Consider the following 16,040-nt stretch of genomic DNA (forward strand, 5'->3'; position numbering starts at 1 on the left):
GCACTTAGGGGATTAGTTTGCGAGTGAAAGCTACGAAAAATTAGAGAATTTTCTTAATTTTATTAAACGTCCAGGAAGTACCATTCGTCGACACTAAACCTTCTATTCACCGAAACTTGATAAAAAATATTGGAACAATGAGCATCTTTATAAAAACTTAATGTCTCCTTAGCAATGAAAACACTATCAATTTTACTCATTGAAGACGATGAAATAGAATCTATTAAATTCAAAAGAGTACTAGATACTATGGTAATAAAATACAATCTAACTCTTGCAAAAAATGGGGAAGAGGCTCTGATATTGGTACAAGAGGAAAATAAAATCCCTGATGTTATCTTCTTAGATCTTAACATGCCTAAAATGAACGGCACGGAATTTCTAAAAATTCTAAAGAATGATACAGCGCTAAAATATATACCGGCGATGATTTTAACTACATCCAATAATCGAGCAGATATTTTAGAGTGTTATGCTGTTGGAATTGCTGGTTATATTCTAAAACCTTTGAGGTACGAAGATTATAAGGAAAAAATACAAGTTGCTGTTGAGTATTGGTCGCATAATGAATTAATAAAATTATAGATGAAAGGAATTGTATTCACAGAGTTTTTAGAACTTGTTGAAGATAAGTTTGGCATAGAAATGGTCGATCAGCTTATTCAAGAATCTGACCTAGCATCAAAAGGTATATATACCGCTGTTGGCACTTACGAATTTGCCGAAATGTTACGTTTAGTTTCTAATCTAAGTAAAAATACTTCAATTACAGTTGACCAGCTACTTTGTGTTTATGGAGAACATTTTTTTGATGTTCTTAAAAGAGACTATCCTCAGTTTATTGCTTTGTATACTGACCCTCTTGAGATGTTATCTTCTATTGAAGATCATATTCATGTTGAGGTACGAAAAATATATCCAGATGCCGAGCTACCTACTTTTGAAATCATAGAGAAAAAAGAAAATTCTCTAATAATGATTTACCGCTCAAGCAGAGCATTACATCAGTTTGGGCTAGGATTAATGCGCAAAACATTTCTTCATTTTGATGAAAAAGGAAGTATTGAAACCGAAAATATAATTGACGATGGTACTGAGGTGAGGTTTAATATTCAAAGACTTTAATGACCAAAGAAATTGAGATATTAAAACGTGCTTTAGCACGTGAAAAGGAGGCTAGAAAACAAGCCGAAAAAATTCTGGAGGAAAAGGCTTCCGATTTGTTTCAACTTACAACCGATCTGCGCACGGCGAATGAAAAACTTGAGGGCTTGGTTAGCGAAAGAACATCGGAGTTAGAAGGTGTTTTCGAAAACATAATCGACTCATATGTTGTCATGAACTTGTCAGGTGATGTTCTTAAAATGAATGATGCGGCAAAAGAATTATTCGGCTACGATATTGATAAAGAGCCTCTAAATGTACTTAGTCTTATTTATAAAGAAGACATTCCGTACGCCATGCAATCATATCAGGAATTGGTTAAAGAAGGTGCGTTTACAAATTACAATGCTCGAGTATATACAAAACATAGGGAAGTTAAGAATGTACAAATAAATGCCAGCCTTATTTTCAATGTTAAAAAAGAACCTATTGCCGCCCAAGGAATTGTAAGAGATACAACAGACCAGGTTAAAAACCAACAAATTTTTGAAGAGCAAAAGAAACAGCTAAGTGTCATTGTAGAAAACTCTTCGTTAGGAATTGTATTGACACAATACGGAAAAATTGTACAAACTAATGGTGCTTTCCAACAGTTGTTAGGGTTTACCGCAGATGAGCTAGTTACAATGAATGTGCAGGATATCTCTGTTAAAGATGAATACCATACTTCAAAAGAAAAAATGGAAGCTTTGAATAATGGGGACATTGATAGTTTTAGTATTCAAAAAAAATACCGGAAAAAAAATGGCGGTGTCCTAACCGCCAAAACTAATGTAAGTGCTGTTTGGGATGACATGGGAAACGTAAAGTATCAAGTTGCGATCATTGAAGATATGACTGAACAGCTAAAACAACAATTAAAGGAAAAAAAGCTGTTGAACGATCTAGAAAAAAGTAATCAAGAATTGAATGATTATGCCCATATTGTTTCTCATGACCTAAAATCACCTTTGCGCAGTATTAGTAGCTTGATTTCTTGGCTACAAGAGGATTATGCTCAAGTGTTTGACGAAAAAGCCAGCACCACTTTTGACATGCTTCATAAAAAAGTGGATAAAATGGACCAATTAATTAACGGGGTATTACAATATGCAAGTATTGATAGAATTGAGAAGAAAGTTTATGATATTAACCTGAACCAGATTGTACAAGATATTATTGAGGTTATTTATATTCCAGAGCACGCATCTATAACCATAACCAACAAACTACCAACCGTTCGAGGTGATGAATTTAGGTTACAACAGCTATTTCAAAATTTAATAAGCAACGCCATAAAATACAATGACAAAAAAAAGGGTGTAGTAGAAATTGGCTGCAAGGAAAAAGAGCAGTTCTGGGAGTTTTCTATAAAAGATAATGGTATTGGTGTTGAGCATAAATATTTTAAAAAAATCTTCAATGTGTTTCAAAGCCTGGAAAGTGAGAATAATTCAACTGGAATAGGGTTGTCAATTGTAAAAAAAATTGTCGATTTTTATGGTGGCGCAATTTGGCTAACCTCGCAATTAGGAGAAGGAAGTACTTTCTACTTTACCTTAAAAAAATGAAAGAAACACCCAATCTGAACTATGTAAATGAACTAGCTGCTGGAGATTCTAGCATCAAGACAAAATTAATTAGCATAATGAAAAAGGAGTTTCCAGAAGAACGAGCCGAATTTATGCTTTATATGCAATCCGCGAATTATACTAAAGCATCCGAGCAGGTTCATAAGCTAAAACATAAAATCAACATTCTTGGTTTACAGGAAGGTTACGTTCTGGCTAAGAGCTTTGAAAACGACCTTAAGAAGAATATTATCTCTTTAAACAAAGGTTTTAGTAAATTGCTGGACACTATAGAAAACTACCTAAATACTTTGTAACCTACATTATGAATTGTATTATTATCGATGATGAGGCAACTGCCAGAGCTATTATTAACCATTTATGTAATCAAACCCCACAATTAAATGTTGTTTCTGAATTTCCAAATGCAATAGAGGCTATAAAGTTCTTAAACCAAAATGAGATTGATTTAGTTTTTCTCGATATTCATATGCCTGATTTTACAGGTTTTGATTTTATACAAACGCTTAAGAATCCTCCTAAAATCATATTGACTACTTCTGATACTAATTTTGCAATTCAAGCTTTTGAATACGATTGTATTGTTGACTATTTAGTAAAACCTATTCAATTAACCCGATTTCAAAAAGCAATTGAAAAAGCAGAACAAATGACGATTGTCGAGGAAAAAACTTCAGTTCAAAAACAAGACGGGAACAATGACCTTTTCGTTAATATTGATCGAAGGTTAGTTAAAATAAACATTCCTGATATTTATCTAGTTGAAGCAAAAGGAGATTATATAAATATCAAAACAGAATTAAAAAATTATATTGTTCATTCAACCTTAAAGAAAATAGAGGAGAAACTACCTGATACGCTCTTCCTAAAAGTGCATAGGTCTTACATTATCAACACAAAAAAAATTATTGATATTGAAGACAATAGTGTTCTAATTAAACAAGATATAATACCAGTAAGCCGCGCAAATCGACCAGAATTAATGAGAAGGCTTAATTTCTTGTAATTACTCATCGAACCATCAATTCCATTCGTCGACAGTAATTTAACCTTCTGTCGATTAATCTGACATAAACGACTTTATGGGGCTAGTTTGGCCGTATGAAAGCCCCAATTTTCATAGTTCTATTATTAATATCTACAATAGCTAAAACACAAGAAATTGATTCGTTGCTATTGCAGAGTTACGATATATATAAGAATGCGGACACCTTACTTCACTTCCCGAATTCAAAGGATGATATCGATATTAATATCTTTTCAATCGCAGCCAAAAGCAGCCCTACTTTATATGAAATCAAATTAAAAGAGCTAGAATCTAACTCATATAAAAAAGATTGGGGGCTACAAATTAAAGCCAACAGCTATTACAACTTTAGGGGAGTGCTTGATGAAGAAACGAATAACATAACAGTATCGAGATTTAGCGCTGAACTTGAGTGGAATATTCTAAAAGGAGGATTTGTTGCAAACAGATCAAGAGCAACTGCCACATTACTTGAAAAACAACTATTAGATGATGCTTTAGATCAAGAAAATAGAATCATTTGGCGTAGACAATTTCGCTTGCATTATAACTATTCTATAAATCAAGAATTATTAAATCACTTCGAAAGAAAAAATAAATTTCTGGAACGATACTTCGACATCCTAAATACTCTTTATGTAAAAAAAATGATCAAAAGAGAAGAGATCATCAATATCTCTAACGAACTATTAAAGAGTCGTGAGCAGTACAATCAAATAAAGTTTTATCAAGAAAACATTTCGGATAGTATCCCCCCTTTTTTCTTAAATAAGCAACTCCCTTTAATAAAACTTCAGTTAAGTGAAATTGATATCTCTAAATCAATAGAAAACGAGATTAAAACAACACTTCAAAAAAACATAATCCAGCGAGAAAATCGAGCTTTTAAAGACATCAAATTTTCATTATATGCTAATTACAACTGGACTGAAACTATGACAAGGCAATTTAGCAGCCCGGTAATAGGTGCCAGATTTAGTGCTCCTATCCGTTTCAATAATCGAAAAAAAATAATTCAAACCAAAATACAACAAGCAGAAGCTAAACAAGAAGATAATCTGATAGGTAAACAAAATCAGCTTGTTACCTATTTGAGTGCACATCAAGAAAAAATAAAAGATATACATACACTCTACAAGCAGTGGTTAATACTCGAGCAACGAAAAAGAATAGCTCAAATTGTAAGAGAGGAACTCGGAGTAAGTAACTGTGGATTATTGATGCTGCAGTATACAAAGGAACAATATGATGTCATTGAAAATGTACTACAACTAAAAAAACAATTATACACTGTGGTTTCACACATTGTTGAGCTTAATCAAAAACAAGATGTTCGGCATTTAATCTCGTCGATTTCATTTAATCAAGATAATACTTTGAATAATGTAGTTATTACAAAAAATTCCTTTTCACAAAAACTGCAATTTCAATTCCTTAAAGCAAAAAAGATAGAACGTGTACAAATGACATTTCGAGATCATTCATTTGAAGATTTACTTAAAAAAGAAGGTGTCGAAATATCATTCACAAAACCAGCTCCTAATGCCATTTTTTTAGAAAAACTGATTTCAGACGAATTAAAAATAATCGCTAAAAAATAATATCCATGAGGACATTTTCTTATCAAAAAGAAACCGCAAAGATTCGAACTCTTAAAGAACCGGTAGTTAAAAAAAAGAGATTCAATTTTGACCGATTGATCTATTTTATTCTTGTTTTAATAGCATTTGGCTTTTTAGCAAAGTATCTATACACCAAAGTTGCAATTATTGAGGCGAACGGGATGGTGGTTATGGACAAGATAGATGTGAATTTTACACAGGACATAAGGCTTAAAAGATTACAGGTACAAGAGGGGGATTCTGTTTTAATAGGTCAAAATTTATTCTCATACCAACAGCATGAGTTTGATAATGAAGCCGCAGTAATATTGAGGTCTCAGGAGAAAACCGATAAAAAAAACAGCCACATACAAAATTTACATTTTAAAATAGCTCAAAAAAGAATAGAGCGTAACAATCTGTATAATCACATAAATCAACTTGAGCAACAGCTTGATAAAATGATCAAGTTGGTTTTATTAGATGTCTATACGAAAGAAAAATTAGATGGGCTCAAAAATCAGATCTTATTAGTTAAAAACAAGATTTCACTACTTAACAATGAGATCAGTTTCTTGAATTCGCAAACTAAACTTTTAATAAATAATGGTAGTTCATCATCAAACCCTAACAAACTTCTTGACGACAAAGAAGGGGCTTCTAGTTATAGAAGTAATTACCGATCTCCCATCAATGGTATTATCGGGCAAATTCATAAGAATAAAGAAGAATCTTGCTACAAGGGTGAACAGGTAATGACCATACACAACACTGAAAAAGTCTTTATAAAAGCTTACTTTGAAATAAAAGATATTTCCGAAATTAAGGAAGGGGATATTGTTAATGTTACATTTCCTGATAACCGAAAGGGGAAAGGTGTTATCAGTAAATTATATGTATCAACATACACCGCGCCTACCGAGTTTCAAAACAAGTATGAACCTACACAACGTAATATTCTAGCTGAAGTACTCCCTATACAAGATAATCAAAAGCCCAGCTGGAGCGCATATCATATGCTTAATGTTTCTATTTCACTAAATAAGGTGTTGGATTAAAAACCACCGGTCGTAGGATAATGTCCATTCGTCTACAGTGGCTCTCTATCAAACTAAAAACCTAAGCCTTACATCAATATCAAAACTACTTTAGTCTCAGAAATAATAACCCATTAAATCTTTATATTATGAACACGCAATTAAAATATAACCTACAAGTACGTTCGAAAAATCAACCTACTATTGGTTACAAACAAAGTGATCTTTTCAAGAAATTAAAAAGCAAAGAAGAACAAATCGCTGTAGTCGGCTTAGGGTATGTTGGTCTTCCCTTAGCTGTGCACATGGCCAATCACTTTAAGGTGGCCGGGTTTGATATTAGTGATGAAAAAGTAATACAAATTGCTCAACATCAAGATCCTTGCGGCGAATTATCATCCGATGAGTTCAAAGGAAAAGATATTGTTTTTAGTGCCAATGAAAAAGTGCTAGCCAAGGCAAAGTTTTATATCGTAGCTGTTCCGTCTCCTATAGATCATTTGAAAAAACCAAACTTAAGACCTATTATGGCTGCTACAGCTACTGTGGCTAACCATTTGAAAAAGGGAGACTGTGTAGTTTTTGAATCCACTGTATACCCTGGTTGCACAGAAGAAGTTTGTGTACCCATACTAGAACGCATTTCTCGATTAAAATATAATGAAGACTTTACTATTGGTTATTCTCCTGAACGAATTAATCCAGGGGATACACAACATACATTTACAAGTATTAAAAAAATAGTGTCAGGTAGCACACCAGAAGCGCTGGAAGTGATTGCTGATGTTTATGGAACTGCCGTAGAAGCTGGTATTTATAAAGCTTCCAACATTCGAGTTGCTGAAGCAGCTAAGGTTGTTGAAAACATTCAACGTGATGTAAATATTGGTTTAATGAATGAGCTTTCTCAAATCTTTAATAAGCTAGATATTAACACGAAGGAAGTTTTAGAAGCTGCGGGGAGCAAATGGAATTTTCATAATTATTATCCAGGATTGGTTGGTGGTCACTGTATAGGAGTAGATCCTTACTATCTAATCCACAAAGCAAAACAACATAAGATCGAGCCTAAATTACTCCAGCAAGTTCGTAAGGTTAATGAAAGCATGGTTCCTCATATTGTTAATGAAATCAGCAAACGTTTATATAGAAACGGTTTACAGAAGAAGCAACGTTCAATTCTTGTAAAAGGAATAACTTTTAAGGAAAATGTAAATGATATACGTAATTCAAAAGCAGCTGAACTTTGTCTTTCACTTAAAGAAAAAGGGTTTAAGGTATGTGTTCAAGACTACATGGCTAATGCTGACGAGGTAAAACAACATTATGGAATTAAACTAACTAAAAGTACATCAGAACGTTTTGATGCAGTAGTACTTGCTGTAGATCATACAGATTATCAGCACTTAGCATATTTCGATTTATTGAAAAACGCCAAAGAAGATGCAATAATCTTTGACATTAAAGGGAACATGAAAGACAAAATCCCTGCTAGTGTATATATGTCGCTTTAATAATAAACAAGCCCCCTAACAACAAACCAAGTCATGTTAAATGTTCTAAGACATAATGACCGTACTAACAAGATTCAGTTTTCTGGTTATACCCTGTTGAGAGTTGATCATATCTCATCAATACAGCAAGAGTCACTAACTTTTGTTGACGCTATTATAATCGATACGGAAAATAATGAACATGCAACTGACTTGGTTTTTTTTATTCGTAAAAATGCAGATTTAGCTATTGCCTTAAAGCCAATTTTTATAAATAACACTTGCCAACTAAACAAAACATTTGAAATACATACCGACGGTTATATCGATCTTAATGAGCTTTCTATAGCTATTAATCGTGTTGATATTATCACTAAACGGTCCAAAAGAATTTCTCACAAAAATACTGTAGGTCATGATTATCAGGTAAAGCAAAAAATATTAGCTTTTTTATTTACAAGAAATAGTACGATTGTACCCATTACCAACAGGGCAAGTTTAATTGGATATAGCTTCCCTTTTATTGATCTTTTTTATAAAGAAGAAGAGGTCATGTCTAAATTATCAATGCTTGAAAAAAGTGTTGAATGCGGTCACCTGAGTACTAACCTAAAGGACTTTGTTCATTTGTGTAAGCGTTGTCATGGTAACTATCTTAATTTCGTAGAAGCCTGTCCTAAATGCGATAGCATCGATATCAAAGCACAAGATATTGTACATCATTTTGTGTGCGCCCACGTAGCTCCCGAAAAAGACTTTAAAACAAAAGATGGTTTAGCTTGTCCAAAGTGTGATAAACAGTTAAGACATATTGGAATAGATTATGACAAGCCCTCTTCTATGTATAGCTGTAATTGCTGTAACCATGAATTTCAAACAGCAAAGATGATAGCTAAATGTATTGATTGTAATGCAGAAAATGAGCTTTCAGCTTTAATAAAAAAAGCCATAGGCTCTTATAGTATCACATCAGCCGGTGAAGAATGGTTAAGAGGAGGTGAAGAACAAAGTAGTCAAGTTTCGTTATTAAATGATGGGGTAATGACGCTGTCTTTATTCAAAATCATTGCTAGCCAGGAATTAAAAAGAATAACAATAAGTAAATCAACAAGCCAAATTGCACATATACTATTTGTAAATGAACGTCTTGATACGTTTGATGATGCTACAAAAAAGTTATTAGTGAAAGAAATCGGTGCAATCATTAAATCGTATCTATTACCTAGCGATGTGATGGCCGCCGACAATTACAATTCTTACTATCTATTACTCCCAGAAACCAAAGAACAGTTCCCAAAACGTTTGGAAACCATTCAATATAATCTTGGGAAACTTTTAGGAGATAATTTGCAAGAGCGATTGTTAGATATTAAGATCCAAACTCACCAACTAATAGAAAAGGAAACAGTTGATAGTATTATAAAACAATTCCATAAATAGTATGTCGTTCCATATAGAAAATATAGTCCCTGAATATATTAACTATTGGCATGAAGTAGGTTTGTCAAAGTTTATAAGAGTATTCTGGTATTTTATTTTGTTTGAGTTTACTCGATATATAGTTATTGATTATATCATCGCATTTATATTCGGGGCTAATAAAAAAAAACGGGCTGAAAAATTCGAAAAAGCGCGACAACTACTGCGTCTTGAAAATCCATTTGTGTCGGTAATTATCCCTGGAAAGAATGAAGGTAAACATCTGTTTAAACTTACAAGATCATTAGCAGAACAAACTTTTTCTAATTTTGAGCTTATCATTGTGGATGATGGCTCTGATGACGACACTCCAATAATTGGAAAAAACTTAGAACGCTTGGGTTTAATTGATAAGTTTATCAGAAATGAAATGCGAGGAGGTAAAGCTTCTGCTGCTAATCTGGCTTTGCGATATAGTAGTGGAAAATTCATAGTACATCTAGATGCTGATTGTTCCTTTGATTATGATGCAATTGAAAATGTATTGGTTCCATTTTATATGAGCCCAAAAATTGCTGCTGTAGGAGGTAATGTTAAAGTTAGAAACTATAAGGAAAGTTTGTGTTCCAAATTACAAGCAATAGAATATTTAAAGACTGTTTCGGTAGGTAGAATTATCACTTCCTATCTTGGAATTTACAAAATAATATCGGGTGCTTTTGGTGCCTTTAGGGCCGATGTTATTGATGCTATCGGGGGTTGGGATATAGGTCCTGGATTAGATGGCGACATTACGGTTAAAATTAGAAAATCAGGATATAAAGTTTGTTTTGAACCTAGTGCAATTTGCCTTACAAATGCACCTTCAAAATTTAAAGTACTAACCAAGCAGCGTTTGCGCTGGGATAAATCTATCATACGATTTAGGGTTCGTAAGCATAAAGACGTGTATTTCCCTAATGCTAATTTTAGTTGGTCTACTTTTTTTGCGCTTGCTGAAAATGTTTTTTACAATGTAGTCCTTGACATTTTGTGGTGGTTTTACATCATTGATATCATCATCAATTATAGCAGTCAGCTACAATTTGTCATCCCCATGAACTTTACCCTCTATTTTGTAATGAGTTATGTACAGATGTGTAGCATCTATGTCTTTTCAGAACGAAGAAAAGAAGAATTATACCTTTGGCCTTATGTATCCTTAATGAGCATTTACACCGGCACGTACCTTCGTATTGTACGCACCGCTGCTTATTATAAAGAGTTCTTTTTTAAACGATCTTTTGAAGATACATGGAATCCCTATAAATCATCTGCTCAAGCAAAAAAGGCAGGCTTGTAACCAATAAACAAATTCTTACTTCCATCCATCTACAGTAAACGTCCATCCAACGAAAAACAAGTGTCATAAAAGACACTTACAGCTAATTTTAGTCATGAACTTAAAACCCGAATCTTATGAAATGGATTGGAAATAAAAATTGGAAACACGTTAAAACCGGAGATGGATATCATTTAAAAGCTGAATTTTTAAGACCCTCAAAATTTTGGTGGATTGTCTATAAAGGCAATGAAATAGTACGTGTATCAAGAAACGAAAATGATCTTGAACCTTCATTAATAATGGCACAAAAAAGAGCACAGTTATCAATGATTCATCACATTAAAAAAACATCTGGTTAAATAACGGATAAGATCTTTAACTGCTATATGTTATGAAGATTTAGGTTTTGTAAATACTCCACCTGATTATCATGTACAGCTTAAACGTATTGTCCCCATAAATAAAGCGGTTGGTCCAACCAACCGTTCCCCTTGCTTACTCAAGGTGGCGTCAGTAGAAATATTGGCGCCTTTTGGTTCATTAAAAAAGCCTCCCAATTTCTCAAAAGGCTCATTTTAATTCTGAGGTCCCACATAGACTTCCCGATACTCGTCCCTCGATCGGGATAAACTTCTCGCCTATATCGAATACAAACAAAAAAGACGCTAGCCCAATTACTAACGTCTTTTCAAAATATATGTGGTCCCACATGGGCTCGAACCATGGACCCCCTGATTATGAGTCAGGTGCTCTAACCAGCTGAGCTATAGGACCCCGTTTTTCTTCAAAACAGTCGGCAAATTTACATATTTGTACACTTAAGCACAAACAAATTCTCGCTTTTAGTAAAAGCAACATAACATCCTTCTTAAGCGTTGTAACTCCTTCTACTCCTTTAATACCTCGTTTAGAGCCTCTTGGCACAACTCAACCAATACACCATTAGTTGTCTTAGGATGTAGAAATGCTACCAGTTTATTATCCGCTCCCTTTTTCGGAGTCTCATTTAAAACTGTAAACCCTTCTCCTTTTAAACGGGATATTTCCGCTTCGATATCATCCACAGCAAAAGCGATATGGTGAATGCCTTCGCCTTTCTTTTCTATAAACTTGGCAATCGGACTGTCTTCTTTTGTTGCCTCTAATAATTCTATTTTATTAGGCCCCACCATGAAAAATGAAGTGTTTACCCCTTCACTTAACACATCTTCAATCTTGTAATGTGGCTCTCCGAAAAGCTTAGCAAAAAGAGTGTTCGATTTTTCAATACTCTTTACCGCAATCCCTATATGTTCAATCTTATTCATGTTTTTTAAGAATAAAGATGCATGAACCAAGAATCAAGACCGTATGTCTCTTTTTTCCAGCTTCTTTTATCTTGTTTCCAACTAATGTAAATATAAAGACTATCCGCCTAAAAAATGTACCTTTGCGCCATGGAAAGTAATAGACAGAAAAAGATCGGAAGTGTTATTCAAAAAGACCTCGTCGATATTTTGCAGGGAGCAGTGCGTGAAGGTGGACTAAAAAATGTGATTATATCAGTTAGCAAAGTAAGTGTTACTGTTGATCTTTCTATTGCTAAAGTGTTCCTTAGTATTTTCCCCAATGATAAAGCTCAGGAATTACTTGAGGGAATTACTTCAAACAAATCATTGATCAAACACGATCTGGCTCAAAGGGTAAAACATCAGTTGCGTAAGGTTCCGGATCTAATTTTTTATGTAGATGATTCATTAGAATATATCGAAAACATTGAAAAGTCGTTAAAAGGCACCGAGGATCCAGTTAAAAATAGAGACCTGCTCGACAAAAGAAAGATGTTGTAACATTGAATTTCTCCCTTTATATAGCGAAGCGATATCTCTTTACCAAGAGTAGTCAAAATGCCATTAATATTATCAATTTTATTACAGCAGCTGTAGTTGTTGTGGGAGCTCTTGCTTTATTTATTGTGCTGGCAGGTTTCGCTGGACTAAAGACCTTTAGCTTATCATTTAGTAATGCTTTTGATCCAGATTTGAAGGCAGTTCCAGCCACTGGTAAAATTTTCAATATAACTGCTGAACAAGAACAAAAATTAACCGCAATAGGTGGCGTTGTTCATTACAGCAAAGTGCTAGAAGAACGTGTTTTCCTTAACTATAACAATAAAAACTACACACCATTTCTAAAAGGTGTGGATACCAATTTTAATAAGGTTACGGGTATTGATAGCATCATACGTTTAGGAAGTTGGCTACAACCAAACCAAAATGAAGTGGTGGTCGGTCAAACTATTGCCGCGCAACTTGGAATTGTTATTAACGATTACAGCGATTTGCTTGAAATTATTGTTCCAAAACTAGGAAAAGCATCAGCGATTAATCTTCAAGACACGAGACTTTATTACAACAAATTAGTCGTGCCTGTAGGCATGTTTAATATTGATGTAGATAATAATGGAAAATATGTGTTTTCTGATCTTGAGCTCGCACAAAATTTATTAAAACTAAAACCAGATCAAATAAGTGGCGTTGAATTCAAACTCGATTCAAACGTAGATGAAGAAATAGTAAGAACGCAGGTTGCTCGTATTTTGGGAAAAGATGTACTTGTAAAAAACCGGGCAGAACTAAATGACTCACTCTACAAAATGCTAAATACTGAAAACATAGCCATATATCTCATTTTTACATTGATATTAATCATAGCATTATTCAACGTAGTTGGCAGCACCATTATGACAATCCTCGATAAAAAAGGGAATTTAAAAACCTTATTTAGCATGGGTGCAACTATTAAACAAATACGGCGCGTATTCTTTTTACAAGGTACATTACTATCAGTTTTTGGTGGGCTCTTAGGAATTGCTGTAGGCTCTGTGGTAGTCGGACTTCAAATGATATTTGGTTTAATTGCCGTGCCAGGGACAAACTTACCATATCCGATGGAATTACGATTAGAAAACTACCTCATCGTGTTTCTCACCATTACTGTGTTAGGGGTAATTGCTTCTAAAATTGCATCGAGTGCGGTGGGGAAAAAATTGATTGAGAACTAGGCAAACTCATAGCCCGCAAACTTCTCCAAAACCTCATCAAAAGCTGCAAAAACACCCTCCGGTTGGTCGCTAGTAACCATTTTCATTCGGTAAGGTTTAAAGTCACGAATACCTTTAAAGTAGTTGGTATAGTGGCGTCTTGTTTCAAAAACACCGAGTTTTTCGCCTTTCCAGGCAATCGACATTTCTAGGTGTCGTCTTGCAACTTCAACTCGCTGTTCTAAAGTTGGCCCTGCTAGGTGTTCTCCTGTTTCAAAAAAGTGTTTTACTTCGTTAAAAAACCAAGGGTAACCAATGCATGCGCGACCGATCATTGCACCATCAAGTCCATACGAATCCCTCATTTCCATTGCTTTTTCAGGAGTATTCACGTCTCCATTTCCAAAAACAGGAATATGCATTCTAGGATTATTCTTTACAGCTGCAATCGGTTTCCAATCGGCTTCGCCTTTATACATTTGCGCTCGAGTGCGGCCGTGGATTGAAATGGCTTTGATACCAACATCTTGAAGCCGCTCTGCAACCTCAACAATTTTAATGGAATCATGATCCCAACCAAGTCGAGTTTTAACCGTAACCGGAAGATTAGTTCGTTTTACAATTTCAGCGGTCAATTTTTCCATCAGACAGATGTCCTTCAAAATACCTGCACCTGCTCCTTTACTTACCACTTTTTTCACTGGGCAGCCAAAGTTGATATCGATGATATCCGGATTCGATTTTTCCACAATGTCAGTTGCCTCTAACATGCTATCCAAATTCGCTCCGAATATCTGAATACCTACCGGACGCTCCTTTTCATAAATATCCAGTTTCATAGTGCTTTTTGCCGCATCCCGTATTAGGCCTTCGCTCGATATGAATTCTGTATACACCACATCGGCGCCATTTTCTTTGCACAAAGCACGAAAAGGTGGGTCGCTTACATCTTCCATAGGAGCAAGAAGTAATGGGAAATCGGGAAGTTCTATGTCAGCAATTTTTACCAAGGTGTTGAATTTGATGTTGCAAAATTACATATATCCTTCTGATATTCGCAAAAATGAGATTATTAACAGGAGTTTGATATTTGTAATTGAAAACCCTATTGGAGTTTTTTTCTACTCACGCATGGGATGTTTTATTTGAACTCAATATCAGCTTCAACCTCTTCACCATTTCTATCTACAACGACTTTTGTTTTATCTCCTTCTTCAAAAATGGAAAGTGCGCGCATATAACTCATCATATCCACCACTGTACTATCACCTAGCTTAACAACCACATCACCCTTTTGTAAACCTGCTTTTTGTGCTGGCTTATCCTCACTTACGCCATCAATACGCATCCCTTTTCCATCAAATAAGTAATCTGGAACAACACCAAGTGCGACTTTAAACCTGGGTACATCTTCACTTTCATTTTTCGTTTTTCTGAAAGCTAATTTTCCATTGTCATCAAGATCTTGAATGATGCTTGTAATATAATCTGCTATCATTTTCATACCCTCGTAGTTTAACTTCTCGGCATCATCTCCTGGTTTGTGGTAATCTTCATGCTGTCCTGTAAAAAAGTGCAGAACAGGAATGTCTCCTAAATAAAAAGAAGTGTGGTCTGAAGGGCCAACACCCGACTCATTAATCACCAATTTAAAATCAGTATTACTAGCATTGATTGTTTGATTAAAAACAGGCGAAGTACCAACACCATATACAGCCAAAGTATTCTCATTTTTTAAGCGGCCCACCATATCCATATTGATCATATAATTGATGCTTTCCAAAGGAATCGTACTGTTCTTTACAAAGAAATTACTACCCAGTAACCCCATTTCTTCTCCAGAAAATGCCATAAACAAATAGTTGTTTTTGGTGTTTATTCCCTGAAGGTGTTTTGCTAAATGCATCATCACCGCAACACCACTCGCATTGTCATCAGCTCCATTGTGTATAGCTGAGCCTTCTCGATGCAATGAGCCTTCACCTCCCAAACCTAAATGGTCATAGTGCGCACCAATAACAATAGTTTTATCGGCCTTGTTATCTAAAAACCCTATTACATTAGTACCTGTGGTAATGCTATCGCCTCCAGATGTGGTGTACTTAATTTCTTGATGAGGATCGGTCTTTGGTTTGAAACTAAATGTCTGCAAATAAGTGTTCGCATTTCCTTTGGGTGCTAAACCCAGGTTTTTAAATCGTTCAGCAATAAATGCCGCAGCCTTTAACTCATACTCCGAGCCTGTTTGTCGACCTCCAAGAGAGTCACTAGCCAATACAAAAACATCTTCTTTAATACTGTTTTCGGGAATGACAACTTCCTTTTTACAACTACTTAAAATCAGTAAAAAACTGAATGCTCCTAATAATGCTCTCATTACCT

16 protein-coding genes and 1 tRNA gene are annotated in these 16,040 nt (G+C 34.8%); 13 read left to right on the plus strand and 4 right to left on the minus strand.

Annotation, left to right across the window (positions count from 1 at the left end; translation table 11 throughout):
- The first annotated feature begins 174 nt into the window (after positions 1-174).
- The 11 genes from GWK10_RS09065 to GWK10_RS09115 all read left to right on the plus strand — a co-directional run bounded on the left by GWK10_RS09065 (position 175) and on the right by GWK10_RS09115 (position 10,995).
- A complete protein-coding gene (locus tag GWK10_RS09065) occupies positions 175-585 on the plus strand; it encodes a response regulator (RefSeq protein WP_164031774.1) in 411 nt (136 codons plus the stop codon).
- On the plus strand, positions 586-1,125 hold the full coding sequence (locus GWK10_RS09070; RefSeq protein WP_164031775.1) for a heme NO-binding domain-containing protein: 540 nt from the start codon (positions 586-588) through the stop codon (positions 1,123-1,125).
- Positions 1,125-2,714, plus strand: a complete 1,590-nt coding sequence (locus tag GWK10_RS09075; protein ID WP_164031777.1) for a PAS domain-containing sensor histidine kinase — start codon at positions 1,125-1,127, stop codon at positions 2,712-2,714. Before GWK10_RS09070 ends, GWK10_RS09075 begins: the two co-directional genes overlap by 1 nt.
- Complete coding sequence (locus GWK10_RS09080; protein ID WP_164031780.1) at positions 2,711-3,031, plus strand: Hpt domain-containing protein; 321 nt, start codon at positions 2,711-2,713, stop codon at positions 3,029-3,031. Before GWK10_RS09075 ends, GWK10_RS09080 begins: the two co-directional genes overlap by 4 nt.
- 8 nt (positions 3,032-3,039) lie before the next feature.
- Positions 3,040-3,741: a LytR/AlgR family response regulator transcription factor gene (locus tag GWK10_RS09085; protein WP_164031783.1), complete on the plus strand. Its 702-nt coding sequence runs from the start codon at positions 3,040-3,042 to the stop codon at positions 3,739-3,741.
- Between the two features lie 95 nt (positions 3,742-3,836).
- Complete coding sequence (locus GWK10_RS09090) at positions 3,837-5,363, plus strand: hypothetical protein (protein ID WP_164031785.1); 1,527 nt, start codon at positions 3,837-3,839, stop codon at positions 5,361-5,363.
- A 5-nt stretch (positions 5,364-5,368) separates the two neighbouring features.
- Positions 5,369-6,421: an HlyD family secretion protein gene (locus GWK10_RS09095; protein WP_164031787.1), complete on the plus strand. Its 1,053-nt coding sequence runs from the start codon at positions 5,369-5,371 to the stop codon at positions 6,419-6,421.
- 128 nt (positions 6,422-6,549) lie between these two features.
- Positions 6,550-7,914 (plus strand): nucleotide sugar dehydrogenase, encoded by a 1,365-nt coding sequence (locus tag GWK10_RS09100; protein ID WP_164031789.1) that lies wholly within the window; start codon positions 6,550-6,552, stop codon positions 7,912-7,914.
- 33 nt (positions 7,915-7,947) lie between these two features.
- Positions 7,948-9,333: a TackOD1 domain-containing metal-binding protein gene (locus GWK10_RS09105; protein WP_164031792.1), complete on the plus strand. Its 1,386-nt coding sequence runs from the start codon at positions 7,948-7,950 to the stop codon at positions 9,331-9,333.
- Between the two features lies 1 nt (position 9,334).
- On the plus strand, positions 9,335-10,654 hold the full coding sequence (locus GWK10_RS09110) for a glycosyltransferase family 2 protein (protein ID WP_164031794.1): 1,320 nt from the start codon (positions 9,335-9,337) through the stop codon (positions 10,652-10,654).
- Positions 10,655-10,770: 116 nt separating this feature from the next.
- Positions 10,771-10,995, plus strand: coding sequence for a hypothetical protein (locus GWK10_RS09115; protein WP_164031796.1), 225 nt, complete (start codon positions 10,771-10,773; stop codon positions 10,993-10,995).
- Positions 10,996-11,336: 341 nt separating this feature from the next.
- Here the strand turns inward: GWK10_RS09115 and GWK10_RS09120 are convergent.
- Together GWK10_RS09120 and mce are read right to left on the minus strand one after the other, a co-directional pair.
- A tRNA-Ile gene (locus GWK10_RS09120) sits at positions 11,337-11,410 on the minus strand.
- A 113-nt stretch (positions 11,411-11,523) separates the two neighbouring features.
- Entirely contained in the window at positions 11,524-11,943 is a 420-nt protein-coding gene (gene mce / locus GWK10_RS09125) for a methylmalonyl-CoA epimerase (protein WP_164031798.1), read from the minus strand.
- A gap of 129 nt (positions 11,944-12,072) precedes the next feature.
- Between mce and rbfA the strand changes: the two genes are divergently transcribed.
- Together rbfA and GWK10_RS09135 are read left to right on the plus strand one after the other, a co-directional pair.
- The gene (gene rbfA / locus GWK10_RS09130; RefSeq protein WP_164031800.1) at positions 12,073-12,465 is read left to right on the plus strand and encodes a 30S ribosome-binding factor RbfA; all 393 of its coding nucleotides are present in this window, start codon (positions 12,073-12,075) and stop codon (positions 12,463-12,465) included.
- A 2-nt stretch (positions 12,466-12,467) separates the two neighbouring features.
- The gene (locus tag GWK10_RS09135; RefSeq protein WP_164031802.1) at positions 12,468-13,679 is read left to right on the plus strand and encodes an ABC transporter permease; all 1,212 of its coding nucleotides are present in this window, start codon (positions 12,468-12,470) and stop codon (positions 13,677-13,679) included.
- Here the strand turns inward: GWK10_RS09135 and dusB are convergent.
- Together dusB and GWK10_RS09145 are read right to left on the minus strand one after the other, a co-directional pair.
- Complete coding sequence (dusB, locus tag GWK10_RS09140; RefSeq protein ID WP_164031805.1) at positions 13,676-14,668, minus strand: tRNA dihydrouridine synthase DusB; 993 nt, start codon at positions 14,666-14,668, stop codon at positions 13,676-13,678. The two genes, GWK10_RS09135 and dusB, sit on opposite strands and share 4 nt — an antisense overlap.
- Positions 14,669-14,799: 131 nt before the next feature.
- Positions 14,800-16,035 carry a M28 family peptidase gene (locus GWK10_RS09145; RefSeq protein ID WP_164031807.1) on the minus strand — a complete coding sequence of 412 codons (1,236 nt, stop codon included), beginning with the start codon at positions 16,033-16,035 and terminating at the stop codon, positions 14,800-14,802.
- Positions 16,036-16,040: the final 5 nt, after the last annotated feature.

It is taken from the genome of Spongiivirga citrea, from assembly GCF_010671565.1.
Classification (GTDB): Bacteria; Bacteroidota; Bacteroidia; order Flavobacteriales; family Flavobacteriaceae; genus Spongiivirga; species Spongiivirga citrea.

Bases quoted from the DNA above. Each gene is read 5' to 3' on its own strand.
- GWK10_RS09065 (WP_164031774.1), top strand. From the start codon at position 175: ATGAAAACACTATCAATTTTACTCATTGAAGACGATGAAATAGAATCT.
- GWK10_RS09070 (WP_164031775.1), top strand. From the start codon at position 586: ATGAAAGGAATTGTATTCACAGAGTTTTTAGAACTTGTTGAAGATAAG.
- GWK10_RS09075 (WP_164031777.1), top strand. From the start codon at position 1,125: ATGACCAAAGAAATTGAGATATTAAAACGTGCTTTAGCACGTGAAAAG.
- GWK10_RS09080 (WP_164031780.1), top strand. From the start codon at position 2,711: ATGAAAGAAACACCCAATCTGAACTATGTAAATGAACTAGCTGCTGGA.
- GWK10_RS09085 (WP_164031783.1), top strand. From the start codon at position 3,040: ATGAATTGTATTATTATCGATGATGAGGCAACTGCCAGAGCTATTATT.
- GWK10_RS09090 (WP_164031785.1), top strand. From the start codon at position 3,837: ATGAAAGCCCCAATTTTCATAGTTCTATTATTAATATCTACAATAGCT.
- GWK10_RS09095 (WP_164031787.1), top strand. From the start codon at position 5,369: ATGAGGACATTTTCTTATCAAAAAGAAACCGCAAAGATTCGAACTCTT.
- GWK10_RS09100 (WP_164031789.1), top strand. From the start codon at position 6,550: ATGAACACGCAATTAAAATATAACCTACAAGTACGTTCGAAAAATCAA.
- GWK10_RS09105 (WP_164031792.1), top strand. From the start codon at position 7,948: ATGTTAAATGTTCTAAGACATAATGACCGTACTAACAAGATTCAGTTT.
- GWK10_RS09110 (WP_164031794.1), top strand. From the start codon at position 9,335: ATGTCGTTCCATATAGAAAATATAGTCCCTGAATATATTAACTATTGG.
- GWK10_RS09115 (WP_164031796.1), top strand. From the start codon at position 10,771: ATGAAATGGATTGGAAATAAAAATTGGAAACACGTTAAAACCGGAGAT.
- mce (WP_164031798.1), bottom strand. From the start codon at position 11,943: ATGAATAAGATTGAACATATAGGGATTGCGGTAAAGAGTATTGAAAAA.
- rbfA (WP_164031800.1), top strand. From the start codon at position 12,073: ATGGAAAGTAATAGACAGAAAAAGATCGGAAGTGTTATTCAAAAAGAC.
- GWK10_RS09145 (WP_164031807.1), bottom strand. From the start codon at position 16,035: ATGAGAGCATTATTAGGAGCATTCAGTTTTTTACTGATTTTAAGTAGT.